This window comes from Mesorhizobium sp. YC-39, assembly GCF_025753795.1.
Lineage (GTDB): Bacteria > Pseudomonadota > Alphaproteobacteria > Rhizobiales > Rhizobiaceae > Mesorhizobium.
In genome coordinates this window covers 1955975-1982231 of the sequence record NZ_JAOWPS010000001.1, presented here as the reverse complement: position 1 = coordinate 1982231, position 26257 = coordinate 1955975, and the positions used below count along the sequence as shown (strand labels likewise).

The following is a 26257-nucleotide window of genomic DNA, read 5'->3' as shown; positions in this document are numbered from 1 at the left end:
AGGGGAAAGGGTAGAACCCATGAGCAAGAATTATCGCATTCTCGATCTCATACGGCGCAATCGCTCGCCGCTTGAAAACCATCTCATCGACGGTCTTGTCGACGGCCGTGTCAGCCGCCGCGATTTCGTCCGCCACGGCAGCCTGCTTGGCCTGTCGCTGCCCCTGCTCGGCCGCATTGGCATGGCCGCAGGCCTCAGCGGCGCGCCCTCGCTCGCCCGCGCCGCGGGCGCCGCCGGCGCCACCATACGCGTCGCCAGCAGCGTGCCCGCCGCCGCCATCGACCCGGTGACCATCGCCGACGCCGGCGGCCTTGTCGTGCTGCAGCAGGTCGCTGAATTCCTCTGCATCGACGGCCCCGACCTCGTGCTCAAGCCGGCCCTGGCCGAAAGCTGGAAGCCGAACGACACCGGCACGGTGTGGACCTTCACGCTGCGCAAGGGCGTCAAGTTCCACAGTGGCGGCGAGATGAAGGCGGATGACGTGGTGGCCAGCATCGACCGCCTCGCCGATCCTGCCAATTCGTCCAACGCGCTGTCGGTGTTCACCGGCATCCTGCAGAAGGGCGCCACCAAGAAGGTCGACGACTACACGGTCGAATTCCACCTCGACGCGCCGAACGGCAACTTTCCCTACATGGTGTCGTCCGACAATTACAACGCCGTCATCATCCCGGCGAGCTACAAGGGCGACTACGAGAAGAGCTTCGACGGCACCGGGCCGTTCAAGCTGGAAAAGTACACGGCGAAGGTCGGCGCTTCCTTCGTGCGCAACGATGACTATTGGGGCGACAAGGCGCTGCCAGATCGCACCGAGTTCACCTTCTTCGCCGACACGCAGCCGATGATCCTGGCGCTGCAGGGCGGCCAGGTCGACATCATCAACCAGCTGCCGGTGCTGGCCGGCGTCGGCCTGCTCACCGATCCGGCCATCGACATCATCAGCCTGAAATCGGTTGCGCACCAGCAACTGCATATGCGCTGCGATTCCGATCCGTTGAAGGACCCGCGCGTGCGCCGTGCGATTGCGCTTTGCCTCGACCGCAAGAAGCTGGTAGCCGGCCTGATGAAGGGGCGCGCCATCGAAGGCAATGACAGCCCATTCGCCTCGGCCTATCCTTCCACCGATCCGACCGTGCCGCAGCGCGAGCAGGACATCGCGCAGGCCAAGCAGCTCATGGAAGCAGCCGGCGCCGGCAAGGGATTCAAGGTGACGCTGACCACCGAGCGTTATCTGGAGATTCCCGAATATGCCCAGCTCATCCAGAACTGGGTCAAGGAGATCGGCATCGAGCTCGAACTCAACATCCTCGACCAGGGCGCCTATTACGGCGATGCGGTGTTTGGCAAGTCGAACTGGCTGGACTCGGTGATGGGCATCACCGACTACGGCCACCGTGGCGTGCCGAACGTCTTCCTGGCAGCGCCGCTGAGGAGCGACGGCACCTGGAACGCCGCGCACTTCAAGAACAAGGACTACGACACGCTGGCGACCAGCTATATCGCGGCCCTCGATCTCGAAGCGCAAAAGGCTGACGCCGGCAAGATCCAGAAGCTGCTGCTCGAGGAAACGCCTGTTATCTTCGGCTATTTCTACGACTATTTGACGGCGACCACGAAGGGCCTGACCGGCGTGCAGCCGACCGCCATGTCGCAGCTGTTCCTGGAAAAGGCCGCGAAGGCCTGATCAGGAGGAAGAGCTGATCCCGCGACCGCCAGCCCTTTCCGGAGGGCTGGCTCCGCAAGGAGTATTCGCCATTCTCTCCTTCCTCGTCCGGCGCATCGCCCTGTCGCTCGTCACGCTGTTCCTGCTCAGCATCATGGTGTTTCTGGGTGGGCAGGTTCTGCCCGGCAATGTCGGGCGGGCCATATTGGGTCCGTTCGCCGACCAGCGCGCGGTCGATGCGCTCAATCATTCACTCGGCGTCGACCGGCCGCTGCTGACCCAGTATGGCAGCTGGATCTGGAATTTTGTCCAGGGCGACATGGGCACGTCCTATATCTTCCGCTCGCCGGTGGCGCCGTTCGTCATCGATGCGCTCGGCAATTCGATGAAGCTGGCGGCGGTCGCTTTCGTGCTGGTGGTGCCGATCGGCATTTTTGGCGGCGTCATTGCAGCGCTCAACCTCAACCGGCCGCTCGACCGCATCATCAGCCTCGGCGGCCTGTCGGTGACGGTGCTGCCGGAGTTCGTCACCGGCATCATCCTCATTCTGATCTTCGGCGTCTGGCTGCGCTGGCTGCCGATCTCGGCGGCATGGCCAAGGGATGCCGGTTTCTTCACCCAGCTCTATTATCTGATCCTGCCGTCGCTGCCGCTGTTCCTGGTGCTGTTCGGCTACATCGCGCGGATGGCGCGCTCCGGCATGATCGAGGCGCTCGATTCCGACTACACCAGGACCGCCGTGCTCAAGGGCCTGCCATGGCGCACGGTGATCTGGCGTCATGTGCTGCGCAATGCGCTGCTGCCGACCATCACCGTCATTGCCACCCAGACCGGCTATCTCATCGGCGGTCTTGTGGTGATCGAGACACTGTTTCGCTACCAGGGCATCGGCTCGCTGATCTTCACCGCCGCGCGTGGCAAGGATTTTCCGGTGCTTGAGGCCGGCATCCTGACCATCGGCATCGTCTATGCGGTGGCGACATTGGCCGCCGATTTTCTTTACTCGGTGCTCAATCCACGCATAAGGCTGGGAACAGACCAATGAGCGCAACCGACAGTTCCGCCACCATTCCGGCTCCGGCGCCGAACGATGCCAACCGGCGCGGCCCGCTCGCCGAGGTGTTTTTCTCGCTGCTTAGGTCCGGCACCTTCCTCACCGGCCTTGCCATCGTTATGTTCTGGGTTGCCTGCGCGCTGTTTGGCGAACATTTCGCGCCCTATGATCCGCTCGCCGACGACATCATCAACGCGCTGGCGCCGCCTTCGGCCGAGCACTGGTTCGGCACCGACCAGATCGGCCGCGACGTCTTCTCGCGCGTTATCGTCGGCTCGCGCGATATTCTGACCGTCGCCCCGCTCGCCACCTTGCTCGCCACCATAGCCGGCACCGCGCTCGGTCTGTTCACCGGCTATTTTCGCGGCATCGTCGACGACATCATCAGCCGCATCCTCGAAGCCTTCATGGCCATCCCAGTGGTGATCGTGGCGCTGCTCGCCATCGTCGCACTCGGCACCTCCAAGACGACGGTCATCGTCGTCATTGGCCTGAGCTTCGCGCCAATCATCGCCCGCACGGTGCGCGCGGCCGTGCTTGCCGAACGCCAACTCGACTATGTCGCGGCCGCCCAGCTCAGGCACGAAAGCGCCTTGCATACGATGTTCGTCGAGATCCTGCCCAACGTCATCCCGCCGATCCTGGTCGAGACCACGGTGCGGCTCGGCTACGCCATCTTTGCCGTCGCCACGCTCTCCTTCATGGGCTTTGGCATCCAGCCGCCATCGCCCGACTGGGGGCTGTCGATCTCCAGCAATTACGGCATGATCGGCGGCGGCTTCTGGTGGACGGTGCTGTTCGACGCGATCGCCATCGCCTCGCTGGTGATCGGCGTCAATCTGGCGGCCGACGGCGTCCACGGAGCGTTCAATGACTGAACCCGCCCAGAGACTGATCGGGAAGACCGGGAAGACCGCCAACGCGCTCGAACTCCGCGATCTCTCTGTCGCCTACCGCGTCGGCGGCCGCAACCGCGCGGTGCTGCGCAATCTCAATCTCAGCATCGGCCAGGGCGAGGCCTATGGGCTGGTCGGCGAATCCGGCTGCGGCAAGTCCACCGTGGCGCTTTCGGTGGTGCGCTACCTCCCGCGCAATGGCTCGATCACCGGTGGCGCCATTGCGCTCGACGGCCAGGACGTGATGAAGCTCGACGCCGAAGCACTTAGGCGCGCCCGCGCGGAAAGCGTCTCGATGGTCTATCAGGATCCGGGCAAGGCATTGAACCCGTCGATCCGCATCGGTCGCCAGCTGACCGAGATTTTTGAGCTTGCCGGCATCTCGGGACAGGCAGCCGAGGATCGCACGATCGCCATGCTCAACCGGGTGCGCATCTCCGACCCGGCCAGCGTCATGCAGCGCTATCCACACCAGCTTTCGGGCGGCATGCAGCAGCGCGTGGCGATCGCCATGGCGCTGGCCAACGATCCTTCGATGCTGATCCTCGACGAGCCGACGACCGGCCTCGACGCCACGGTGGAAGCCGAAGTGCTCGACCTGATCGCGCAGCTGCGGCAGGAACTGTCGGCCTCGATCCTGTTCATCAGCCACAACCTCGCCGTCATCGCCAACATGTGCGACCGGGTCGGCGTGCTTTATGCCGGCATGTTGGTCGAGGAAGGACCGACGGACGCCGTGTTCAACGATCCGCGCCATCCCTATACGGTGGCGTTGCTGCGCTGCCTGCCGCGCGGCGGCCAGCGCAAGGACCAGGGCCGCCTCGACACCATTCCCGGTTTCCTGCCCGGCATCGGCGCCGACATCAAGGGTTGCGCCTTCGCCGATCGCTGCGCGCTCGCCACCGAGCGCTGCCGCACCGAACCGCCGCCGCTCTACGACCTGGCTGACGATCGGGGGCGACGGCTGTCGCGCTGCCACTATCACGAGCAGGCGCAATCCTTGCCGCGCGCCACGCCGTACAATGTCGCTCTTCCTTCACGACAAGCGGCATCGCCGGCGGTGCTGCGCGTCGAGGGCCTCAACAAGACCTATGGCAGCCATGGCCACCTCTTGCGGGCGGTCAAGGATATCTCGGTCAGCTTAAGACCCGGCGAGACGCTGGGCCTGGTCGGCGAATCCGGCAGCGGCAAGACCACCTTCGCCAGGCTGCTGCTCGGCCTGGTGCCGCCCGACGAAGGCGGCATGATCGAGCTCGAAGGCAAGGCCCTGGCGCCGCGGCTGGAGAGCCGCAGCGACGAGCAGGTCAAGGCCATGCAGATCGTCTTCCAGAACCCGGACTCCGCACTCAACCGCTCGCATTCGATCCGCCATCTGATCAGCCGGGCGCTGAAGCGGCTGGCCGGCTTGAGCGGTGCCGCACTCGAAGCCCGCCTCAACGATCTCGTCCGCTCGGTGCGGCTGACCGAGCGCCATCTCGCCGTCAAGCCGCGCCAGCTCTCGGGTGGGCTGAAGCAGCGCGTCGCCATAGCCCGCGCCTTTGCCGGCGACCCGCGCATCGTCGTTTGCGACGAGCCGACCTCGGCGCTCGACGTCTCAGTGCAGGCGGCGATCCTCAATCTGCTCGCCGACCTGCAGTCGAAGGAAGATGTCAGCTACATCTTCATCTCGCACGACCTTGGCGTGGTGCGCTATCTCTCCGACCGGATCGCCGTGCTCTATCTCGGCCGCATCATGGAGCTTGGACCATCCGAGGATGTCTTTGCCGGCCCGCATCATCCCTATACCGAAGCGCTGCTGTCGGCCGTTCCAAAACTCGACCAGGCCGAGACCGCGCGCATCCGCCTCGACGGCGAAATCCCCAGCGCCACCAACCCGCCATCCGGCTGCGTCTTCCACACACGCTGCCCGCGCAAGATCGGCCCAGTCTGCGAGACGCAGGAGCCGCCACTCAACGAGGCAGAACCCGGCCATTCAATCCGCTGCCATATCCTTTATGCCGAACTGGCACGGTTACAGAACAAGGTCGTCCAGCCGGAACCTGCCTGATGACGGCTACGCGCCCGGCAGCGCGTCCGCCATGCTGAAGGCGCGGTCGCCTTCGGCAAAACCCTCACCTGCCGACCAATCCTTTGCCAGCGTCCGCAATCCTTCCAGCGCAACCTCCAGAATGTCCGACGAGGTTGGATTCGAGGGATAGGCCAGGTAGATCGGGCGCTGGAAGACCGGCGCGGCCTCGACGCGTCGCAACTCACCACGCTCGATGTGGCCGCTGACTGCACTGAGCGGCAGATAGGCTGCCGCCTTTTGCGACAGCACATGCTGTAGCCCGATGAAGACCAGCCCGGCCGATATTGCCGGCTTCACCATCGCCGCAAAGGCCCGGTCGTGCTCGATGCGGAATTCCAGCCCCCAGTCCATGAGAATGTAATTCTCGGTCCATGACCCGGTTTGATCGGCATGCTGGACGAGAACGACCTGATCGACCGCCAGCGTTTCGTAGACAATGCCGGGATGCGGCCTGGGCAGATAGAGGATGCAGATGTCGAGCAGGCCCTCGGCCATCTGATCGATCGCCAGGTCGGGAAAACTGCCTTCGAGCCGCAGCGCAACGTTCGGCCGCCTTTCGCGCATCCAGGCGATCCAGGGCGAGGTGATCCGGTCCCACAGATAGGCGGGAGCGGTGAGCCTGAGCAGCGTCTCGTAGCCATCGGGAACGGCGATGTCCTGTCTCGACTGCTCCCAGGTGCGGGTGATCGAGGAAGCATGCGGCAGGAACTGGCGACCGGCCGGAGTCAGTGCCACGCCATCGCGGTCGCGAACAAAAAGCCGGCGTCCCAATTGCTCTTCCAGACCCCTGATCCGCGCGCTGACGGTGGATTGAGCAAGGTTGAGCCTGTTGGCCGCGACGGTGAAGCTGCCATGGGCGGCAACTTCGAGGAAGCTGCGCAGATTTTCGGTATCCATGCTCAAGCCTCGCATCGAAAATTTCGATGACCCCCATCAAAAAATATCGCTTTCCGGGTGCGGTCAACAGTGAACTAGATGGCACAGCCCCCACGATAAGCAAGGAATGCCGCCGTGCCAAAGCATTTCAGGATGATCGATACCGCCCGCAAAAACCTCACCGCAATCGAAAATTCCGCTGTTGACGAATTGCTCGCCGGCAGGATCGGCCGGCGTGATTTCCTCAGGCATGGCAGCATGCTTGGCCTGTCGCTGCCGTTTCTCGGCGGCATCGCTTCGGCGATTGGCCTTGGCGCACCGCAGGCGCGGGCCGAGGGCAAACCGGGCGGCACCGTGCGCGCCGGCATCGCGACGCCTGGCGGCGCCATCGATCCCGTCACCTATTACGACAGCGGCAGCTATCAGCTCGTCTTCCAGACCGCCGAGTTTCTCTGCGTCACCCAGCCGGACCTCACCCTGAAGCCGGTGCTGGCGGAGAGCTGGTCGCCCAACGAGGACGGCAGCGTCTGGACCTTCAAGCTGCGCAAGGGCGTCAAGTTCCACAATGGCGAGGAATTCAAGGCGGACGACGTGGTGGCGACGTTCGACCGACTGGCCGATCCGAGCGGCTCGTCCAACGCGCTGTCGGTGTTCAAGGGGTTGCTGTCGAAAGGCGGAATCCAGAAGGTCGACGAGCATACCGTTGCCTTCCATCTCGACGCGCCGAACGGCAGCTTTCCCTATTCGGTGTCGATCGACAATTACAACGCCGTCATCCTGCCGGCGAGCTACAAGGGCGACTACGAAAAGACCTTCGAGGGCACCGGGCCGTTCCGGCTGGAGAGCTACACGCCGAAGGTCGGCGCGAGCTTCATCCGCAATCCCGACTATTGGGGCGAGAAGGCGCTGCCCGACCGGCTCGAATTCAAGTTCTACGGTGACGTGCAGCCGCGCATCCTGGCGCTGCAGGCGGGCGAGGTCGACCTTCTCGATGCCGTCCCGCTCGATGTCAGCCAGGTCGTGCTGAACAATCCCGATATCACGGTGCTGCGCGTTGCCTCGACCGCGCATCGCCAACTGCACATGCGCTGCGACATGGCGCCCTTCACCGACAAGCGCGTGCGCCAGGCGCTGGCTTTGTGCATCGACCGCAGCAAGCTGGTGGATGGCCTCTGCCGCGGCATGGCGGCGACCGGCAATGACAGCCCGTTCGCGCCGGCCTTTCCGGCGACCGACAAATCGATACCGCAGCGCGCGCAGGACATCGCCAAAGCGAAACAGCTCATGGAGGCCGCGGGACTTGGCAGCGGCTTCGACATGACGCTGACGACGCTGCGCTATTCGGACATTCCGGGCTACGCGCAATTGTTCCAGAACTTCGCCAAGGAGATCGGCGCCCGCATCGCGCTGAACATCGAGGACCAGGACAAATATTATGGGAAGGCGGTGTTCGGCCAATCGGACTGGCTGGACAGCCCGCTGGGCATCACCGACTACGCGCATCGCAGCGTGCCGAACGTATTCCTGAAAAGCCCGCTGGTCAGCGATGGGCCGTGGAACGCGGCGCATTTCAAGAATTCCGCCTACGATGGCATGGTCACCAGCTATCTGAAGGCGCTCGATATCGGCGCGCAACAAATCGCAGCGTCAGACATCCAAAAACTGCTGCTCGACGAGACGCCGGTCATCTTCAGCTATTTCCCTGACCTACTGGTGCCGGTGCGCAAGAATGTCAGCGGGCTGCCGCCAATCGCCGCCGGGCTGCTGCTTGATCGCGTTTCCATAGGCTGATCATGACCGCGCACCAACGCCCGATCGCAAAAGAGAAGAAACGGGAGACTACCATTCGCAAGCCCCATCTGCGCGGTCGCGGGCCGCATTTCCCCTTGCTCGACACCATCGTGCAATACGAGTTCGAACCGGGCTACGTCGCCTTCACCATGCCCTCCCCGAAACGGCTGCGCGTGCAGGTCGGCTCGATGATCGTCGCCGACACGACCAAGGCGCTGGTGTTTTACGAGTCCGATCACCTGCCGGTCTATTATTTCCCGATCGGCGATGTGCGCGAGGAGTTCCTGCTGCCGAGCAAGACGACGACGGAGGACCCATTCAAGGGTGTCGCCACCCATTATTCGCTGAACACCGGCATCACGCTGGTCGAGGACGGCGCCTGGCGCTATCTCGACCCGGTCAAGGGCTGCCCGCCAATAGCGGATTACATGTCCTTCTACTGGAGCAAGATGGGCCACTGGTTCGAGGAGGACGAGGAAATCTTCGTCCACGCCCGCGACCCGTTCCGCCGCGTCGACTGCCTGCCCTCGTCACGGCGGGTGCAGGTGATCCTCGACGGCGAGCAGGTGGCGGATTCACGGCGCGGCGTATTCCTGTTCGAGACCGGCCATCCGGTGCGCCACTATTTGCCGATCTCCGACACCAGGCTCGATATGTTCGCGCCCAGCCGCTACATTTCGCGCTGCCCCTACAAGGGTATTTCGAACTATTACCACGTGACGACGGCCAAGAAGCGCCACGAGAACCTCGTCTGGCATTATCCCGAACCGGTGCACGAGGCCGAGCGCATCAAGGGGCTGGTCTGCTTCCACCACGAGCTGGTCGACAAGATCCTGGTCGACGGCGTCGAAATCCCGAAGGAAGCCACGGCCGCGTCGGACGGCTATTTCTGAGCTGTTCTTCCCCAAACATCTGCTGAAATCCAATAGCCGCAGCGACTGCAACGTGTAGTCGCTGCGGCTGTGCGTCTGCGTCGCATTGCGGTGATCTGACGCTGCCCCTCCACGAATCCTTAGTGTAGTTCCGGCACCTCCTGTCGAAGATTTGCCGAATTGCCGATTGAAATATTTTTCAAATAGAAATAGGAATGTTCAAAAGATGAGTTCGGCGCGGCGGCGCGTCTGGAATTGGAGGAAGCGACATGTCCCATCCGCAATTTGCAGCGGAACTTTTGCAACGTGCTGAAAAGCAGGGACCGATCACCATCGGTCTTGCCGGCGCCGGGCAGATGGGCACCGACATCGTCGTCCAGGTGGCGCTGATGCCGGGCATGCGGATCGGCGCCATTTCCGAGGTCAGGCCGCAGGCGGCGATCGACGCCGCCCTGCTTGCCGGCCACGACCGCTCCGACATTGTGCAGGCGCCGAATGCCGCAGCGATCGACCGCGCCATCGAGGCCGGCAAGATCGCAGTGACCGAGGATCTGCACGCACTCGCCGCCGCCGGCCGTATCGACGTCATCATCGACGCGACCGGCAATCCCAATATCGGTACGCTGTTTGCGCTGGAAGTGATGAAGAACGGCAAGCATATCGTTATGCTCAACGTCGAAGCCGACATCACCATCGGCCGCTTCCTCAAGGAAGAAGCGCGCAAGGCCGGCGTCGTCTACACGGGTGCGGCCGGCGACGAGCCCGCCTGCACGCTCGAGGTCATCGGCTTTGCCAGGAGCCTCGGCTTCAACATCATCGCCGCCGGCAAGGGCAAGAACAATCCGCTGAAGATCGACGCCATGCCCGCCGACTACGAGAAGGAGGCCAACGAGCGCAACATGAATGCTCGCATGCTGGTCGAGTTCGTCGACGGCTCCAAGACGGCGATCGAGATGGTGGCGATCGCCAACGCCACCGGCCTGGTGCCCGACGTGCCCGGCATGCACGGGCCAACGGCGACGCTGGAGGAACTGGCCAGCGTGCTCTGCCCACGCGAGGATGGCGGCGTGCTGCACCGCAAGGGCGTGGTCGACTATTCGATCGGAAAGGGTGTGGCGCCCGGCGTGTTCTGCATCATCGAGACGAGGCATCCGCGCGTGCTGGAACGCATGGTCGACCTCAAGGTCGGCAAAGGCCCCTATTTCACGATCTTCCGGCCCTACCACCTGACCAGCCTGGAAGTGCCGCTGTCGGCGGCGCGCGCGGTCGTCTACAAGCGCGCCGACATGGAGCCGCTCGACCATCCGGTCGCCGAGGCGGTGGCGGTGGCCAAGAGCGACCTTGGGCTTGGCCAGTCGCTCGGCATGATCGGCGAGAACGACTATCGCGGCTTCGCCATGACCTGGGAGGATGCGCGCGCTCGCGGCGCCCTGCCGCTCGGCCTCGCCGAACGCGCCAAGGTGGTCAAGTCGGTCAAGACCGGCGATTTCCTCACCTATGAAAATTGTGTACCCGACGATTCGATGGTGATAACCCAGATCCGCCGTCGTCTCGACCAGTCGGACGGACGGTTCGTAACCAACGCTGCCTGAACTCCGCCGGATCTCCGCCTGATGGACGATGTCGTAATCGGGATCGACGCCTCGACGACGGCCGTGAAGGCGATCGCCTTCACGCGCGATGGCAAGGAATTGTTCCAAGCACGCGAAACCTATCCGCTTTCCAATCCCAGGCCAGGCCATTTCGAGCAGGATGCCGAGCATTGGTGGACCGCCCTGCTCGGCGCGCTGAAGCAGGTCACCGATGCGGTCGGCGCCGAGCGCGTGGCGGCTATATCCATCGCCCATCAGCGCGAGACCTTCACGCTGATCGACAGCACCGGCAAGCCACTCATTCCCGCCATCTTGTGGCTCGACGAGCGCGCCCGTCCGCAGGTCGCCAGGCTTTCGGCCGAACTCGGGCGCGAGGCGATCCGCGACTGGAGCGGCAAGCCGCCGGATCCGACGCCGGCGCTCTACGCCATCGCCTGGCTGGCCGAACACCAGCTGCGGGTACTTGCAGAGGCGGCCGCGCTGGTCGATGTGCACGGCTTCTTCGTCCACCGGCTGACCGGGCGACTGGCCACCAGCACTGCCAGTGCCGACCCGCTCGGACTGATCGACATCGCGGAAGGCACCTGGCATCCAGGCCTTGTCGAGGCCGCCGGGCTGCGGCCAGAGCAATTGCCGGAGCTTGTCGGGCCGGGCGAAATCTGCGGCGGCCTGACAGAAAGCGTTGCGCGGCTGACCGGCCTCAGGGCCGGAACGCCTGTCGTCGCCGGCGCCGGCGATGGCCAGGCGATGGGCCTCGGCATGGGCGTCCACGGTGCGGGCAAGAGCTACCTCTCGCTCGGCTCCGGCGTCGTCAGCGGCTGCTATTCCGGCACCGTCACGACATCGGACGCCTTCCGAACCCTGGTTTCGCCGACCGGTTCGGGATTCATGCTGGAGACCGTGCTGCGTTCGGGCATGCAGTTGGTCGACTGGATCGTGCGCACGACCGGCTCGGCCTCCGCAGCGACGCTGGAGAAGGCGGCGGCCGATGTCGCCGCCGGCAGCGGCGGCCTGCTTGTCATGCCCTATTGGGCCGGCGTGATGAGCCCCTATTGGGACGGTGCGGCGCGCGGCGCCATTGTCGGCCTGTCGCTCGACCATGAGCCGAAGCATCTCTTTCGCGCCGTATTGGAAGGCATCGCCCTGGAGCAGGCCATTGCCAGCGAAGCGATGGAAGCGCAGGCCGGAGGCAAGCCGGCGGCGATGATCGCCGCCGGTGGCGGCACCAATTCGGCGCTGTTGATGCGGATCATGGCGAGCGTGTTGGAACGACCGCTCTCCGTCTCGCCAGTCAACGAAGCAGCGGCACTGGGTGCCGCCATGCTGGCGGCCTCGGCGATCGGATGGTTTGCCTCGCCCGAGGCAGCGGCGGAAGCGATGACGGCAGCGCCGACCAGGCATGTCGACCCGGTCGGCGGCCTGATGTCCTTCTACCGCACGCGCAAAGCGATCTACCGCGACCTCTATCACGCCACGCGCGACATCCACGAACGACTCAGCGGCCTCACGGAGTGAGATCGACGTTTTGCGTGCCGGCCGTCCAATGCTAGATTTTCCCAGCCTTGGACGATTGCCCGTGAAAACAGCGTTCCTTCATGCGGTCTGGATTGTCGCCTTCGCGGCAATGCCCGCGCTCGCCGGCAACACGGCCGTGCCCTCTTTCGAGGTCACGCTCGACATGGACAATGACGGCCGGATGGACCGAGCCTTGATAATTGAGGACCGCGACAACGGACAGGCGGATCTCGCCATTTATCTGGCAGCGGGCGACGGCAAGATCGATCCCTCGCGCCAGCCTAGCTTCGTCAGGAAGGCGCTCACCGACAATCGTATCCTCGACCTCGAAAGCACAGGCATGGGGTCGCTGGCCATCACCTCCTGCTTCGGCTGCGGGGCGAACAAATCATGGGAAGAGACGCTTACGATCGTGCGTCGTCACGGCGAGTTCCTGGTCGGCGGCTATAGCCGCAACTGGGACTGGAATGTCCAGAAGTCTGACGGCACCGTCGAGACGACGCTCGGCAGTTGCGACATCAACTTCCTCACCGGCAAGGGCGTCGCCTCGCAGGATCTGGACGACAGCAAGCCGGTCGAGGGCAAATTCACGCCTATCGCTCTCGCGGACTGGTCGTACGAGACCCGCCCCAAGCCGTGCGAATTCTGAGAGGTGTCGCGCCGCACGCGACGGCGCTCAGCGGTTGAGCAGGCCTTTGGCCGCATCCTCGTCGGTGATCAGCACGGAGACCTTGGTGTTGGCCAACGCGGCGCGCATGACGGCCACCTTTTCCTGTCCGCCCGAGACCAGGATGATGTTGGGAATGTCCGAGAGGTCCTCCAGCGGATAGGCGCAGACCCGGCGATTGACCTCATGGTCGACCGGGCGGCCTTCGGCGTCGATGAAATGGCACAATATGTCGCCGACCGCCCCGGCCGCCTGAAGTTCCTCGAGTTCGCTGGGCTTGATGAAGCCGTAATTGGCGATCGGACTGTCGTTGGAGAACGAGCCGACGCTGAGCACGGCGATGTTGGCCCGCCGTGCACGGAAAACGACATCCTGGACGCTGCGCTGGCTCATGAAGGCGTCGCGCTGCTCCGGCCTGTCGGCATAGACCGGCACCGGCAGCAGGAAACATTCGGCGCCGATCTTCTCGGCGAATTCCCAGGCGCTCTCGGTCGGGTTGAGCGGCTGCGCGTGGGTGAGGCCGCCCAGCATGGAGACCACCGTGGTTCTGGCGATCGGCCGCCGCGGCAATTCGTTGATGGCGAATTTCAGCGTGCGGCCCCAGCCCAGCGCGATGACATCGCCGGGATTGACGTTGTCGGCCAGATAGGTTGCGGCGGCGTGGCCGATCATCAGCGGTGCGTTGCTCCGGTCGGCGGCCGACGGCACCACGACCGCCTGGCTGAGGCCGAACCGTTGCTTCAGGCTCTCCTCGAGCTGCACGCATTCGACGACGCTGTCGCGGATGCGGAACTGGACGATGCCCTCCTCGCGGGCGGCGGAGAGGATGCGATGCACCTTGATGCGGCCGACGCCGAGGATCTCGGAAATCCTCTCCTGCGTCAGGCCCTCGACATAATAGTGCCAGGCGGCGCGGGCCTTGAGCTCGGCATCCGGAAAGCGCGAGGCTTTTTCGTTCTCGATCACCGCCATCCTCGTGCCTCCCACGGCTGCCTACAGCCGTCTTGCCTTATCCTGGCCGCCGTCTCCCCCGGGACCAGGACACGTGCGAACCGGGGAACCCGATTCCGGCAAGGCATCATGCCTTTGACTTCCCCGGAGGGCAAACCACCTCGTGGCGCAAACCGCCGCCGAATGGCGCAACGGCCCTTGACAATTTTCTAATGAACAGTTTAGCTGAACAAAATTGCATATCAAAGATAAATTGTTCACAGGGAGGTGCCTGGTGAACAAAAGCGAACGGCAGGCCATAGCCGCTTCGCTGACGGAGGAGACGAAGTGGCTGTGAGCAACGACACAAGCGATTTGAAAGGCGGCGAGTTGAAAGCCGGCGCACAAGCCGCGACCGCCGCAAGGCTCTCGGCGCTGTTCGCCGGAACCATGGGACCGCTGATCGGGCTGGTGCTGCTGTGCCTGGCGCTGACGCTGACCACCGACACGTTCCTGACGGTGCGCAACATCCTCAACGTGCTCGACCAGATCACCGTGCTCGGCATCATGGCGATCGGCATGACGCTGGTCATCCTGATCGGCGGCATCGACCTCTCCGTCGGTTCCGTGCTGGCGCTCGCCGCCATGGTAATGGGTTTTGTTGCCCATCCGGACTATCTCAATCTCGGCATGCCCGCCGGCATCGTCGCAGCACTTGTCGTCGCCGGTCTTTGCGGACTGGTGTCAGGCTTGCTGGTGACGGTGACGAAACTGCCGCCCTTCATCGCCACACTGGCCATGATGTCGGTGGCGCGCGGCCTCGGCAATATGATCACCGACGGCTCGCAGATCGTCGGCTTTCCCGACTGGTTCACCAGCCTGTCGATCACCCGTCATTTCGGTTTCCTGTCGGTCACCGTCGGACTGATGATCGTGCTGGCGATCATCTTCGCCATCTTCCTCAACTATCGCGCCACCGGCCGCAGCCTCTATGCGATCGGCGGCAGCGCCGAGGTCGCACGGCTCTCCGGCATACCGGTGAAGTCGCTGACCAACTGGGTCTACGCGATCTGCGGTGTGCTCGCCGGTCTCGCCGGCATCGTGCTCGCGGCGCGGCTTGATTCCGTGCAGCCGAGCTCTGGCCTCGGCTATGAACTCGACACGATCGCGGCGGTGGTGATCGGCGGCGCCAGTCTCTCGGGAGGCGTCGGCTCGATCGGCGGCACCGCCGTCGGCGTGCTCATCATCGGCGTGCTGCGCAACGGGCTGAACCTGCTCGGCGTCTCGCCCTTCATCCAGCAGGTGGTGATCGGCGTGGTGATCGCACTGGCGGTCGCCACCGACACCTGGCGGCGCAGATCGCAATGAGATTCGCCTGGGATATCCGGGCGGAAACGGATCGGTCGATCCGAAACTGGGAATGTTCGGCCAAGGAGCGCCGTGGTGCGCGGGCGGGACAGTTTGAATATCAACGGAGGAAAACATGCTGACCAAACGTTCACTCGTGCTTGCCGCCGCGGCCGTCATTCCGCTGCTCGGACTCACCGACATGGCTTCGGCCAAGGAGGCCAAGAAGCTCGGCCTCGCCGTCGCCAATCTGCAGGCCGACTTCTTCAACCAGATCAAGCAGTCCGTCGAAGCCTACGCCAAGGAAAAGGGCATCGAAGTCGTCACCGTCGACGCCAAGGGCGATTCGGCGACGCAGGTCAGCCAGGTGCAGGACCTGATCACGCAGAACATCGACGCGCTGATCTACATCCCGGCCGGCGCCACTGCCGCCACCGTGCCAACCAAGACCGCCAAGGCTGCCGGCATTCCGGTCGTCAATGTCGACCGCAATGCCGACGGCGCGCCGGGCGACACCTTCATCGCCACCAATAGCGTCGCCTCGGCCAAGGCGGTGTGCGACTACATCGCCAAGCAGGCCGGCGGCAAGGGCGAAATGATCATCATCCATGGCCAGAAGGGCACGACGCCGGAGGTCGACCGTTCGAAGGGCTGCGGCGAGGCACTGGCCGCCTATCCCGACGTCAAGGTGGTCGGCGAGTTATGGAGCGAAGGCTGGCATCAAGATGAAGGCTTCAAGCTGACGCAGGATCTGCTGCAATCGCATCCCGACGTGTCGATCGTCTTCGGCCAGGCCGACGCGCTGGCGCTGGGCGCCGCGCAGGCGGTCAAGGTCGCCAATCCCGGCCACAAGGTCTGGGTGGCCGGCTTCGACGGCGACGTGGCGGCGCTCAAGGCACTCAAGGACGGCGTCTTCGACGTCACCGCGACGCAGCAGACGCAAGGCATGGGCCGGCTTGCGGTCGATGCGGCGATCAAGCTGGTGGCAGGCGAGAGCATTCCCGCCGAACAGCTTCAGGACGCGACGCTGACCACCAAGGACAATGTCGAGCAGTTTATCGCCAAGCACCCTTGAGACCTGGTATGTCTGAGAGTTGACGAGCGCAACGATGCCTCCTGATCCTCACTATGGCGAGAGCCCGCACAATGGGCTCTTTGTCAGCGGCCTCTGCAAGAGCTATGGACCGGTCCAGGTCCTGGCCGATGCGAGCTTCGAGGTGCGGCCGGGCGAGGTCGTGGCGCTGCTCGGCGAGAACGGCGCCGGCAAGTCGACCGTCTCAAACATCATCGCCGGCTCGACCAAGCCCGATGCCGGCACCATCACCTGGCGGGGGAAGTCCTACTCCCCCGCCTCCCCCGCCGCGGCCATCGATGCCGGCGTCGGCATGATCCATCAGGAACTGAAGCTGCTGCCGGACCTATCGGTGGCGGAGAATGTCTATGTCGGGCGCCTGCCGATGCGCGGCGGCCGCATCGACCGCGCGGCGATGAATGCGCAGGCATCGGCGCAACTGAAGCGCCTCGGCCTCGACGTCTCGCCTGAGCGCAAGGTTCGCACGCTGCGCATCGCCGCCCAGCAGCAGGTCGAGATCGCCAAGGCGCTGACGCTCAATGCCGAGCTTCTGATCTTCGACGAACCGACGGCCGCTCTTGGCGGCGAGGAAACGGAACTGCTGTTCAAACAGATCCGCAAACTCAAAGCCGAAGGCATGTCCTTCATCTATATCAGCCACCGGCTGGACGAGATCGCCGAGATCGCCGACCGCGTGGTGGTGATGCGCGACGGCCGCATCGTCGCCCGCCACGAACGCGCCGACATCCCGGTGCGCACCGTGGTCGAGCAGATGGTCGGCCGCAGCGTTGAGCGGATGTTCCCGCAACTGTCGCCGCCGGGCGACCAGACGCTGCTTGCGGTCGAGAATCTGTCCTCGCCGGAGAAGAGCTTCAACAATGTCAGCTTCTCGGTCAGGGCCGGCGAAATCCTCGGCATAGCCGGGCTGATCGGCGCCGGACGCACGGAACTGGTGCGGGCGATCGCCGGCGCCGATCCGATCTCGTCGGGCTCGGTGCGCGTCGCGGGCAAGCCGGTGCATCTCAATGGCCCGGCGGCGGCGATCAAGGCCGGCGTCGTGCTGGTGCCGGAGGACCGCAAGGCGCAAGGCGTGGTGCTCGACCAGACCATTGGCGAGAATCTGGCTTTCGGCAATTTCGACCATGTCGCGCCGAAGGGCTGGGTGTTTCCCAAGGCGGTGCAGAAATTCGCCGAGGCCGGCATCTCCAGGCTCGGCGTCAAGGGCAAGCCAAACCAGGCGGTCAGCAAGCTTTCCGGCGGCAACCAGCAGAAGGTGATCATCGCCAAATGGGTGTCGCGTCCGCCCAAGGTGTTCATCCTCGACGAGCCGACGCGCGGCATCGATGTCGGCGCGCGCGCGGCGATCTACGATGTGATTGCCGACCTCGCCCGTTCCGGCATGGCGGTGGTCGTGGTGAGCTCCGACCTCGAGGAGGTGCTTGGCCTGTCGCATCGCGTGCTGGTGCTGAGCCGCGGGCGCCAGCGCGGCATTCTCGACCGCAGCGAGGCCAGCAATGTCGCGGTGATGGAACTCGCGACAAGCTAGGGAAGCAAAGAATCGGAACAAAGCGCAGCAGGTGATATCCTCCCAGGCACCGGACCGCGCGGGGCGCCAGCAGGACTGGCGCCCCTTCATTTCAGGGAGATACGGCGGTTGGAGCAGAGGGACCGACGATGACACTATTCGATCTTCATGGAGAGGTAGCGCTGGTGACCGGCGCCGGCAGCGGCATCGGGCAAGCGATAGCCATCGGGCTCGCCGAGGCCGGCGCCGACATCGCCTGTTTCGGCCACGCCTCGAAGGGCGGGCTGGAAGAGACGGCGCACCAGATCACGGCGCTCGGCCGCCAGGCACTGGTGCTGACCGGGACGGTGACCTCCGAAAGCGACCTGGCGGCGGCGGTCGAGCGCACGGAAAAAGAACTCGGCGCGCTGAGCATCGCCGTCAACAATGCCGGGATTGCCGGGGCTGAGCCGGCCGAGACGCTGCCACTGGGGAAGTGGCAGAAGCTCTACGACGTCAACGTCAGCGGCGTGTTCCTGTCCTGCCAGGCGGAGGCGCGCACCATGCTCAAACGACGCAAGGGCTCGATCATCAACATCGCCTCGATGTCGGGCTCGATCGTCAACCGCGGGCTGACCCAGGCGCATTACAATTCGTCGAAGGCGGCCGTCATCCACATGTCGAAGAGCCTCGCCATGGAATGGGCCGATCGCGGCCTGCGCGTCAACGTGGTCAGCCCCGGCTACACGCTGACGCCGATGAACAGGCGGCCGGAGGTCGCGGACCAGGTCAAGATATTCGAGCGCGACACGCCGATGGGGCGCATGGCGACGCCGGAGGAAATGGTCGGCCCGACCGTGTTCCTGGCCAGCCGCGCTTCGAGTTTCGTCACCGGCATCGACCTGATCGTCGATGGCGGCTTCGTCTGCTGGTAGGAGAGAAGAAAAGTGCAGAAGCGTTTCCAGGGAAAAACTGCGGTCGTCACGGGCGCCAGCGGCGGCATCGGCGCGGCCATGGCACGGCGCTTCGCGGCTGAGGGTGCTGCAGTCGTCGTCAGCGCCATCGACCCGCGCGTCGACGAAGTCGCCGCCAGCCTGAAGGCGGAAGGCGCCAAGGTCGCGTCAATGCGGATGGACGTGACCAAGAAGGACGAGGTCGCAGCGCTCTATGATCTGGCCGAACAAGAATTCGGCCGCGTCGACATTTCGGTGCAGAATGCCGGCGTCATCACCATTGCCAGGATCGAGGCGATGACCGAGGCAGAGTGGGACAAGGTGATGGCGGTGAACACCAAAGGCGTGTTCCTGTGCTGCCAGGAGGCGATTGCGCGCATGCGCAAGCATGGCGACGGCGGACGGCTGATCAACACCGCCTCCGGCCAGGCGCGCCAGGGTTTTATCTACACGCCGCATTATGCAGCGTCGAAGTTCGGCGTCGTCGGCATCACCCAGAGCCTGGCCAAGGAGGTGGCGAAGGAGAAGATCACCGTCAATGCGATCTGCCCCGGCATCATCGACACCGATATGTGGGCCTACAATGACGCGGCATGGGGCAGACTGATGGGCGATTACAAGCCCGGCGAGCTGATGGCCGAATGGGTTAGGAACATCCCGATGGGCCGCGCCGGCAGCGGCGAGGACGTTTCCGGCCTGGTCAGCTTTCTGGCCAGCGACGACGCCGCCTACATCACCGGCCAGACCATCAATGTCGATGGCGGCCTGATCATGTCGTGAGAACACCCAATTGCGCGATGTTCGTTGCTCGAGCATCGGAAATATCCGAAAACCGCCTCACACTTTTCGGTCCGATGCTCTGGTCGCATTATGCGTTTGCGCAATATGAACCTTGGTATATATAATTTCATCCCATGAAACGGCCTTGGCGGGCCATAAGGTTCGCCGGCCAGGGATCATGGGACCTTGATGGCTCGCAGGTTTCACGGCACTGCAAGACCGGCGATCGATCCGCGGATGGCTGCTTGCGCAGCGTTCCACCTGATGCCATGACGCAGCCCGTCCCCGCACGACATCTTCATCAGATTTGGCACCCACCCTTCCGCGCCGGCATCGGCGGCGATAGCATTGTGGCGCCAAGGCCTTGCGCTGCGACCAGCTTTTCCAACACAATCAGAAAAAGACGCGAGACGGGAACGAATCTTCACCAGAGCTTGACAGGAGAACAAGCATGTCACTTCGGAGCATGATTTCCAAGGTATCAATGGGAGCCTTAATACTTGCCGCCGCAAACACACTGGCGCCGGTGGCGCAAGCGGCCGCACCTGAATCCAACGACCCGATCAAGATCGCGCTGTTCGACTGGACCAGCGTCAACCTGAACGCCAAGATCCTCGGCGGCATCCTTGAAAAGCTCGGCTACACGGTGGAGTATCCGACCGCCGATTATCTCTCCAGCCTGACCACCGGTCTCACCAATGGCGACCTCGATGTCGGCATGGAATTCTGGGACACGACGGCCGGCGAAGCCATGAAGGCTTCCGACGCGACCGGGCAGACCGAACGGCTCGGCAAGCTCGGGCCGAAGGCCAAGGAAGAGTGGTGGTTTCCCGAATACATGAAGGAGAAATGCCCCGGCCTGCCCAACTGGGAAGCGCTGAAGGACCCCAAATGCGCCGAAGCGTTTTCGACGGCCGAGACGGCCCCGAAGGGTCGTTATCTCGGCGGCCCGGTGACCTGGGAAGGCTTTGACGACGAACGCGTCGAGGCGCTGAAGCTGCCCTTCACCGTCATCCATGCCGGCACCGACGCGGCGATGTTCGCCGAGCTCGATTCAGCCTATCAGCGCAAGGCGCCGATCATGCTTTGGGTCTATTCGCCGCATTGGGCGCCGGCCAAATACAAGGGCGAATGGGTCGAATTCCCCGAATATACGCCGGAGTGTTACGGTGACCCGAAATGGGGCACGAATCCCGACGCCAAATATGACTGCGGCAAGCCGCATGGCGAGATCTGGAAATATTCCTGGGCCGGCATGAAGGACAAATGGCCGATCGCCTACAAGGTGGCGAAAGCCTATACGGTCGACACCGACGAGCTCAACAAGATGAGCGGCGAGATCGATCTCGGCGGCAAGACGCCGGAAGACGTCGCCGCCGCCTGGATCGCGGCCCACGAAGCCGACTGGAAAGCCTGGGCGCAGTGATCGTTCCGACTGGAAAAGTGAGACCCGGCTGTTGATCAGCCGGGCCTCATTCTTTGATACTCCAGAAGGACGACCGAATGACGGAAGCGACTGAACAGACTTTGACGACAGCAGGCAAGGATGCCCGCCCGATAAAACTTGCCTGCCGCAATGTCTGGAAACTGTTCGGGGCGAACGCGGCGCATTTCATCCGCCAGCGCGACGGCAAGGCCAGCATGGCGGAAGTCGCTGCGGCCGGGCTGGTGGGCGCAGTGCGCGCCGTCGACCTCGAAATCCGCCAGGGCGAGATCTTCATCATCATGGGGCTTTCGGGGTCGGGCAAGTCGACGCTGGTGCGCTGCATGTCGCGGCTGGTCGAGCCGACGCATGGCAAGGTCGAGTTCGAGGGTAAGGATCTGCTCAAGATATCCGATGCCGCGCTGATCGAACTCAGACGTCATCGCATGGGCATGGTGTTCCAGAATTTTGCGCTTTTGCCGCACCTCAACGTGCTGGAGAACATCGCCTTTCCCCTCGGCATCCAGGGACAGGATCGGGCGACGCGTGAGGCGCGCGCCCGCGAGGTCATCGAACTTGTGGGCTTACGCGGACGCGAGCATTTCTATCCGCGCGAATTGTCCGGTGGCCAGCAGCAGCGTGTCGGCATCGCCCGCAGCCTCGCCACCAAGCCGGAAGTCTGGTTCCTCGACGAACCGTTCTCGGCGCTCGATCCGCTGATCCGCCGCGAGATGCAGGACGAATTAATGCGGCTGCAGACCATGCTGCACAAAACCATCGTCTTCATCACCCATGATTTCGACGAAGCCATCCGGCTGGCCGACCGCATCGCCATCATGAAGGACGGCGAGGTCATCCAGATCGGCACGCCGGAAGAGCTGGTGGTCAATCCGGCGACCGACTATGTCGCCGAATTCACCCGCGACGTCCACCGCGCCAAGGTGATCTCGGCGCGCAGCCTGATGCGCGCCTGCGACGGCAGCGAGCATGGCGGCACGGTGGCGCCGGATGCCAGAATATCGAGCTTCTCGGCAGATATCGTTGCCGCCGGCAAACCGTTCGCCGTGGTCAACGGCTCCGGCGAGCCGATCGGCGAGGTGACGCCGCAAGCGGTTATCGATCTTCTGGCCGGCATAGAGCACCCGAGACCCGGCGCATGACGGTGACGGCAAGCGCCAGCGAATCCAGGCCCCCAGTTCAACGCTGGCTGGCGATCTGGGCCTTGGCGCTTGCGGCTGTGCTGGTCGTGTTCCTGTTGCGGGATAGCATGTCGTGGGCCGTCAACTATCCGACCGAGGCGGTGATTCCGGTTGCCGACTGGGTCAGCGCACTGATGCGCTGGATAAAGTCGAACTTCTCCTGGCTGACCCGTTCGATCACCGCCGTGCTCGGTGTGCCGCTGGATTTCGCACTCAATCTTCTGGCCAAGAATTTCAAGATCGGCCATGGCGCCGACATGTTCGTGCTGCCGCGCCTGTCCTGGGTCGGCGTCTGCGCCGCGGCATACCTCGCCGGACGCGCCGCCGGCGGCTGGAAGCTCGGCGCGCTGGTCGGCGGCTGCTTCCTCTACATCGCGCTGTTCGGCCAATGGACCAGCGCCATGCTGACGCTGGCCCTGATCTCGATCGCCGTGCCGTTCTGTATCGTCACCGGCCTGTTCGTTGGCATCTGGGCATGGCGCAAGCCGTGGGCCGAAAGGCTCATCGTCTCCCCTGCCCTCGATCTGATGCAGACGATCCCGACCTTCGCCTATCTGATCCCGATGCTGCTGTTGTTCGGCAACAGCCCGGTTTCGGCGATGATCGCGACAGCGATTTTCGCGACGCCGCCGATGGTGCGGGCGACGATGCTCGGCCTGTCCAGGGTGCCGTCCGAAATCGACGATTTCAGCGAGATGGCCGGCTGCACGGCGCGGCAGAAACTGTGGAAGGTGCTGTTGCCCTCGGCGCGACCGACGCTGATGGTCGGCGTCAACCAGGTCATCATGCTGGCGCTGAACATGGTGATCATCGCCTCGATGATCGGCGCCGGCGGCCTCGGCTACGATGTGCTCCTGGCGCTCAGGGCGCTGAAGGTCGGCGAGGCGATGGAAGCCGGCCTCGCCATCGTGGCGCTAGCCATCGCGCTCGACCGGCTGAGCCAGGCCATCGCCCACAAGCAGGCAAAGGGCAGCGCCCATCAGGAGGCCAGACGAAGCTTCTGGCGGCGCTATCCCAATCTGACGTTGGCAATCGCCATCCTCGCCATCACCACGTTGCTCAGCCTGTTCGTGCCAGCCTTCGCGGCGCTGCCGAAGGCGATGACCCTCACCACTGCGCCGCTGTGGAAGGCCGCGGTGAACTGGATCACGCTCAATTTCTTCGACATGATCGAAGCCTTCCGCGTGGCACTCATCCTCAATGTGCTGAACCCGGTGCGCGCCTTCTGCGAAGGTTTTCCGTGGCTGGGTACGGTGTTCCTGCTCGGCCTTGCCGGCTACCAGCTCTCCGGCTTGCGCCTTGCTGCTCTCGTCGCCGCACTGACTGCCTTCTGCGCCGTCACCGGCCTCTGGGAAAAGACCATGGCGACGGTCTATCTATGCGGCATCTCGGCGTTTATCGCTTGCCTGATCGGTATTCCAGTCGGGCTGATGGCGTCACGCAGCGACCGTTTCGAGAAGATCGTGACGCCCATCATCGACACGCTGCAGGTGCTGCCGTCCTTCTGCTTCATCATCCCGGTGGTGATGCTGTTCCGCGTCGGCGACGTCACCGCGATGATCGCCACCGTCGCCTTCGCCGTGGTGCCGGCCATCCGCTACACCAATCTCGGCATCCGACAGGTGCCGCCGGCGCTGATCGAGGCGGCGAAGGTGTCGGGCTGCACCAAGCGTCAGACCTTCTTTCGCGTGCAATTGCCGCTGGCGCTGCCGGAGATCATGCTTGGCGTCAACCAGACGATCCTGATGGCGCTGGCGATGATCATCATCTGCGCCATGGTCGGCACGCGCGATCTCGGCCAGGAGGTGTTCATCGCATTGTCCAAGGCCGATTCCGGCCGCGGCATCGTCGCCGGCCTCGCCATCGCCTTCATCGGCATCGTCGCCGACCGGCTGTTCAACGCCTGGACGGCCAAGGCACGGGCAAGGCTGGGGTAAACTCAACCGCCGATACCACCGAAAGGAGAAGGAGAATGACCAGCAGAATGGCCAGATGCACCTGCGGCCAATTGCAGATAAGTTGCCCGCAAGAGCCCGCCATGGTCTCGCTTTGCCATTGCCTGGACTGTCAGCGTCGGACCGGCAGCCCATTCGGGATCGCGGCCTTCTTCGACGCCGCCGCAACCGAGATCAGCGGCTCGTCCAAGACTTTCCAGCGCGATTCCGACAGCGGCTTCCCTATCACCTTTCATTTCTGCGGAATGTGCGGCTCAAACGTGTTCTGGTATCCGTCACGAAAACCGGAGGCGGTCGCAGTGGCCGTCGGCTGTTTCGCCGATCCGTCATTCCCCGCGCCAACAAAGTCCGTCTATGGCAAGAGCCGCCATGAGTGGGTCGTGGCGTCGGTTTGATCGGAACCCTTGGGTGCGGCGAGGAAGCCGCTACTCCGCCGCGACTCCTTTGACCTCCAGATAGCTCTCCATCGAATCGTCCATCGCCTGCAGCCAGGGCGTATGGTGCAGCGGCGCCATCGTGCCGGTCATCAGCGAGCGATAGGCATTGTCGCGGAATGTCATGATGTTCTCCATCTTGTGGTGCTCCCACTCCATGAAGGTCTGATTGACAGCCTCGACGTCGAAGCCGGGATAATCGGTCTGGTCCATCAATTCCTTGGTGTAGTCGCCCTGGAACCAGATCATCTGCTCGGCATCTTCGAGCGTTTCCTCGCGAGCGCGCCACTTCGCGCCATGCGCCACCATCGCCTCGGCCGACGGCAGCTTGATGCGACCCATGATGACGTCGCGGGCGAACCAGGCCTGCGCGTCGAACATGTTGAAGGTGTAGAACTGGTCCTGCATGCCGATATAGGACAGCTGCGGATTCTTCTCCCAGACGACGCCTTCGTAGATACCGTCCGGCCACATGCGGTTGGCGGTCTTGAGCTTCAGATCGTCGGTGAGGAAGGGGAAGGAGTGGAGATAACCCGTGCACAGGATGATGGCGTCGACATCCCTGGTGGTGCCATCTTTGAAATGGGCGGTCTTGCCGACGACCTTCTGCAGCAGTGGCACTTCCTTCCAGTTCTCCGGCCATTTGAAGCCCATCGGCTTGGAGCGATAGCTGGAGGTGATGGATTTGGCGCCGTATTTGTAGCATTGCGAACCGATGTCCTCGGCCGAATAGGAACGGCCGATGATCAGTATGTCCTTGCCCTTGAATTCCATGGCGTCGCGAAAATCATGGCTGTGCAGGATACGGCCGTTGAAGGTCGAGAAGCCCTCGAAATAAGGCACGTTGGGTACGGAGAAATGTCCGGAGGCGACGACGACATTGTCGAATTCCTCGGAGTAAGTGACGTCGTTGGCGCGATCATGCGCGGTGACGGTGAATTTCTTGGTCTGGTCCGAGAAAGTGACCATGCGCACCGGGCTGTTGAAGCGCACCCATTTACGCACGCCGGATTTCTCGACACGACCCTTGATATAGTCCCACAGCACGGCACGCGGCGGGTAAGAGCCGATCGGCCGGCCGAAATGCTCCTCGAACGTGTAATCGGCGAATTCGAGGCATTCCTTCGGCCCATTCGACCAGAGGTAGCGGTACATCGAGCCGTGGACCGGATCACCATGCTCGTCGAGACCGGTGCGCCACGTGTAGTTCCACAGGCCGCCCCAGTCGGACTGCTTTTCGAAGCAGACGATTTCGGGAATATCGGCGCCCTTGTCGGCCGCTGACTTGAAGGCCCTGAGTTGGGCCATACCAGACGGTCCGGCACCAATGACGGCAACACGACTTTTCATTGCGGACCTCCCGTTCTGATTTCGACTTTTGTCTTGACGCAATTCCCAAGGGAAAGCGCCTACGAGCTTTTCCCGGGAAAACCGTTTCACACTTTTCCTGGAATTGCTCTTACGAAACAAATTTCACTGACAGGGACAGTAATTGGCGCTCCCGTGCTGTCAACAGGTCTTGCGTCGAAACAGCGTTGCGCGATTGCAACTTTCGGGGAAAAGCGGTCGCGGACCAAACATCGGGAAAACCGGGCAATCCGCCACGCAGGGCTTGTTGCGGCGGTTGCGCTCATGTATCGGCAACGAATATGTTCACCTTGAGTGA

At 63.5% G+C, this 26257-nt stretch carries 21 protein-coding genes; 18 read left to right on the top strand and 3 right to left on the bottom strand.

Annotated features, from left to right (window positions below; translation table 11 throughout):
- Window positions 1-19: 19 nt before the first annotated feature.
- The 4 genes from OHD62_RS09240 to OHD62_RS09225 all read left to right on the top strand — a co-directional run bounded on the left by OHD62_RS09240 (window position 20) and on the right by OHD62_RS09225 (window position 5660).
- Complete coding sequence (locus tag OHD62_RS09240) at window positions 20-1684, top strand: ABC transporter substrate-binding protein (protein ID WP_263782206.1); 1665 nt, start codon at window positions 20-22, stop codon at window positions 1682-1684.
- A gap of 70 nt (window positions 1685-1754) precedes the next feature.
- A complete protein-coding gene (locus OHD62_RS09235; RefSeq protein ID WP_263782337.1) occupies window positions 1755-2708 on the top strand; it encodes an ABC transporter permease in 954 nt (317 codons plus the stop codon).
- Window positions 2705-3595, top strand: coding sequence for an ABC transporter permease (locus OHD62_RS09230; RefSeq protein ID WP_263782205.1), 891 nt, complete (start codon window positions 2705-2707; stop codon window positions 3593-3595). Before OHD62_RS09235 ends, OHD62_RS09230 begins: the two co-directional genes overlap by 4 nt.
- Window positions 3588-5660: an ABC transporter ATP-binding protein gene (locus OHD62_RS09225; protein WP_263782204.1), complete on the top strand. Its 2073-nt coding sequence runs from the start codon at window positions 3588-3590 to the stop codon at window positions 5658-5660. The genes OHD62_RS09230 and OHD62_RS09225 overlap by 8 nt, the downstream gene beginning before the upstream one ends.
- A gap of 6 nt (window positions 5661-5666) precedes the next feature.
- Here OHD62_RS09225 and OHD62_RS09220 read toward each other — a convergent pair whose 3' ends face one another.
- Window positions 5667-6578 (bottom strand): LysR family transcriptional regulator, encoded by a 912-nt coding sequence (locus OHD62_RS09220; protein ID WP_263782203.1) that lies wholly within the window; start codon window positions 6576-6578, stop codon window positions 5667-5669.
- 114 nt (window positions 6579-6692) lie between these two features.
- Here OHD62_RS09220 and OHD62_RS09215 point away from each other — a divergent pair, with 114 nt between their 5' ends.
- The 5 genes from OHD62_RS09215 to OHD62_RS09195 all read left to right on the top strand — a co-directional run bounded on the left by OHD62_RS09215 (window position 6693) and on the right by OHD62_RS09195 (window position 12976).
- Window positions 6693-8348 (top strand): ABC transporter substrate-binding protein, encoded by a 1656-nt coding sequence (locus tag OHD62_RS09215; RefSeq protein WP_263782202.1) that lies wholly within the window; start codon window positions 6693-6695, stop codon window positions 8346-8348.
- Between the two features lie 2 nt (window positions 8349-8350).
- Window positions 8351-9241 (top strand): DUF427 domain-containing protein, encoded by an 891-nt coding sequence (locus OHD62_RS09210; protein ID WP_263782201.1) that lies wholly within the window; start codon window positions 8351-8353, stop codon window positions 9239-9241.
- Between the two features lie 248 nt (window positions 9242-9489).
- A complete protein-coding gene (locus OHD62_RS09205) occupies window positions 9490-10812 on the top strand; it encodes an NAD(P)H-dependent oxidoreductase (protein ID WP_263782200.1) in 1323 nt (440 codons plus the stop codon).
- Between the two features lie 21 nt (window positions 10813-10833).
- Entirely contained in the window at window positions 10834-12327 is a 1494-nt protein-coding gene (locus tag OHD62_RS09200; protein WP_263782199.1) for a xylulokinase, read from the top strand.
- 61 nt (window positions 12328-12388) lie between these two features.
- Window positions 12389-12976 (top strand): hypothetical protein, encoded by a 588-nt coding sequence (locus tag OHD62_RS09195; RefSeq protein WP_263782196.1) that lies wholly within the window; start codon window positions 12389-12391, stop codon window positions 12974-12976.
- A gap of 27 nt (window positions 12977-13003) precedes the next feature.
- Here the strand turns inward: OHD62_RS09195 and OHD62_RS09190 are convergent, their stop codons facing one another.
- Window positions 13004-13966 carry a sugar-binding transcriptional regulator gene (locus OHD62_RS09190; protein WP_263782195.1) on the bottom strand — a complete coding sequence of 321 codons (963 nt, stop codon included), beginning with the start codon at window positions 13964-13966 and terminating at the stop codon, window positions 13004-13006.
- A 348-nt stretch (window positions 13967-14314) separates the two neighbouring features.
- Here OHD62_RS09190 and OHD62_RS09185 point away from each other — a divergent pair, with 348 nt between their 5' ends.
- The 9 genes from OHD62_RS09185 to OHD62_RS09145 all read left to right on the top strand — a co-directional run bounded on the left by OHD62_RS09185 (window position 14315) and on the right by OHD62_RS09145 (window position 24552).
- Window positions 14315-15292 (top strand): ABC transporter permease, encoded by a 978-nt coding sequence (locus OHD62_RS09185; protein WP_412177362.1) that lies wholly within the window; start codon window positions 14315-14317, stop codon window positions 15290-15292.
- Between the two features lie 115 nt (window positions 15293-15407).
- Complete coding sequence (locus tag OHD62_RS09180; RefSeq protein ID WP_263782194.1) at window positions 15408-16346, top strand: sugar ABC transporter substrate-binding protein; 939 nt, start codon at window positions 15408-15410, stop codon at window positions 16344-16346.
- A gap of 34 nt (window positions 16347-16380) precedes the next feature.
- The gene (locus tag OHD62_RS09175; protein ID WP_263782193.1) at window positions 16381-17889 is read left to right on the top strand and encodes a sugar ABC transporter ATP-binding protein; all 1509 of its coding nucleotides are present in this window, start codon (window positions 16381-16383) and stop codon (window positions 17887-17889) included.
- A gap of 128 nt (window positions 17890-18017) precedes the next feature.
- Entirely contained in the window at window positions 18018-18782 is a 765-nt protein-coding gene (locus OHD62_RS09170) for an SDR family oxidoreductase (RefSeq protein ID WP_263782192.1), read from the top strand.
- 12 nt (window positions 18783-18794) lie between these two features.
- Window positions 18795-19580, top strand: coding sequence for a glucose 1-dehydrogenase (locus tag OHD62_RS09165; protein ID WP_263782191.1), 786 nt, complete (start codon window positions 18795-18797; stop codon window positions 19578-19580).
- A gap of 451 nt (window positions 19581-20031) precedes the next feature.
- The gene (locus tag OHD62_RS09160) at window positions 20032-21006 is read left to right on the top strand and encodes an ABC transporter substrate-binding protein (RefSeq protein WP_263782190.1); all 975 of its coding nucleotides are present in this window, start codon (window positions 20032-20034) and stop codon (window positions 21004-21006) included.
- 77 nt (window positions 21007-21083) lie between these two features.
- The gene (locus OHD62_RS09155; protein ID WP_263782189.1) at window positions 21084-22163 is read left to right on the top strand and encodes a quaternary amine ABC transporter ATP-binding protein; all 1080 of its coding nucleotides are present in this window, start codon (window positions 21084-21086) and stop codon (window positions 22161-22163) included.
- Window positions 22160-24139, top strand: a complete 1980-nt coding sequence (locus OHD62_RS09150; RefSeq protein WP_263782188.1) for an ABC transporter permease — start codon at window positions 22160-22162, stop codon at window positions 24137-24139. The genes OHD62_RS09155 and OHD62_RS09150 overlap by 4 nt, the downstream gene beginning before the upstream one ends.
- Window positions 24140-24174: 35 nt before the next feature.
- On the top strand, window positions 24175-24552 hold the full coding sequence (locus OHD62_RS09145) for a GFA family protein (RefSeq protein WP_263782187.1): 378 nt from the start codon (window positions 24175-24177) through the stop codon (window positions 24550-24552).
- A gap of 30 nt (window positions 24553-24582) precedes the next feature.
- On the opposite strand, the gene OHD62_RS09140 is transcribed toward OHD62_RS09145, so the two are convergent.
- On the bottom strand, window positions 24583-25941 hold the full coding sequence (locus OHD62_RS09140) for an NAD(P)-binding domain-containing protein (RefSeq protein WP_263782186.1): 1359 nt from the start codon (window positions 25939-25941) through the stop codon (window positions 24583-24585).
- Window positions 25942-26257 lie beyond the last annotated feature (316 nt).

Coding starts and splice junctions, on each gene's coding strand:
- OHD62_RS09230 (WP_263782205.1), top strand. CDS start 2,705: ATGAGCGCAACCGACAGTTCCGCCACCATTCCGGCTCCGGCGCCGAAC.
- OHD62_RS09210 (WP_263782201.1), top strand. CDS start 8,351: ATGACCGCGCACCAACGCCCGATCGCAAAAGAGAAGAAACGGGAGACT.
- OHD62_RS09220 (WP_263782203.1), bottom strand. CDS start 6,578: ATGGATACCGAAAATCTGCGCAGCTTCCTCGAAGTTGCCGCCCATGGC.
- OHD62_RS09175 (WP_263782193.1), top strand. CDS start 16,381: ATGCCTCCTGATCCTCACTATGGCGAGAGCCCGCACAATGGGCTCTTT.
- OHD62_RS09205 (WP_263782200.1), top strand. CDS start 9,490: ATGTCCCATCCGCAATTTGCAGCGGAACTTTTGCAACGTGCTGAAAAG.
- OHD62_RS09155 (WP_263782189.1), top strand. CDS start 21,084: ATGACGGAAGCGACTGAACAGACTTTGACGACAGCAGGCAAGGATGCC.
- OHD62_RS09240 (WP_263782206.1), top strand. CDS start 20: ATGAGCAAGAATTATCGCATTCTCGATCTCATACGGCGCAATCGCTCG.
- OHD62_RS09160 (WP_263782190.1), top strand. CDS start 20,032: ATGTCACTTCGGAGCATGATTTCCAAGGTATCAATGGGAGCCTTAATA.
- OHD62_RS09225 (WP_263782204.1), top strand. CDS start 3,588: ATGACTGAACCCGCCCAGAGACTGATCGGGAAGACCGGGAAGACCGCC.
- OHD62_RS09200 (WP_263782199.1), top strand. CDS start 10,834: ATGGACGATGTCGTAATCGGGATCGACGCCTCGACGACGGCCGTGAAG.
- OHD62_RS09140 (WP_263782186.1), bottom strand. CDS start 25,941: ATGAAAAGTCGTGTTGCCGTCATTGGTGCCGGACCGTCTGGTATGGCC.
- OHD62_RS09180 (WP_263782194.1), top strand. CDS start 15,408: ATGCTGACCAAACGTTCACTCGTGCTTGCCGCCGCGGCCGTCATTCCG.
- OHD62_RS09190 (WP_263782195.1), bottom strand. CDS start 13,966: ATGGCGGTGATCGAGAACGAAAAAGCCTCGCGCTTTCCGGATGCCGAG.
- OHD62_RS09145 (WP_263782187.1), top strand. CDS start 24,175: ATGACCAGCAGAATGGCCAGATGCACCTGCGGCCAATTGCAGATAAGT.
- OHD62_RS09170 (WP_263782192.1), top strand. CDS start 18,018: ATGACACTATTCGATCTTCATGGAGAGGTAGCGCTGGTGACCGGCGCC.
- OHD62_RS09150 (WP_263782188.1), top strand. CDS start 22,160: ATGACGGTGACGGCAAGCGCCAGCGAATCCAGGCCCCCAGTTCAACGC.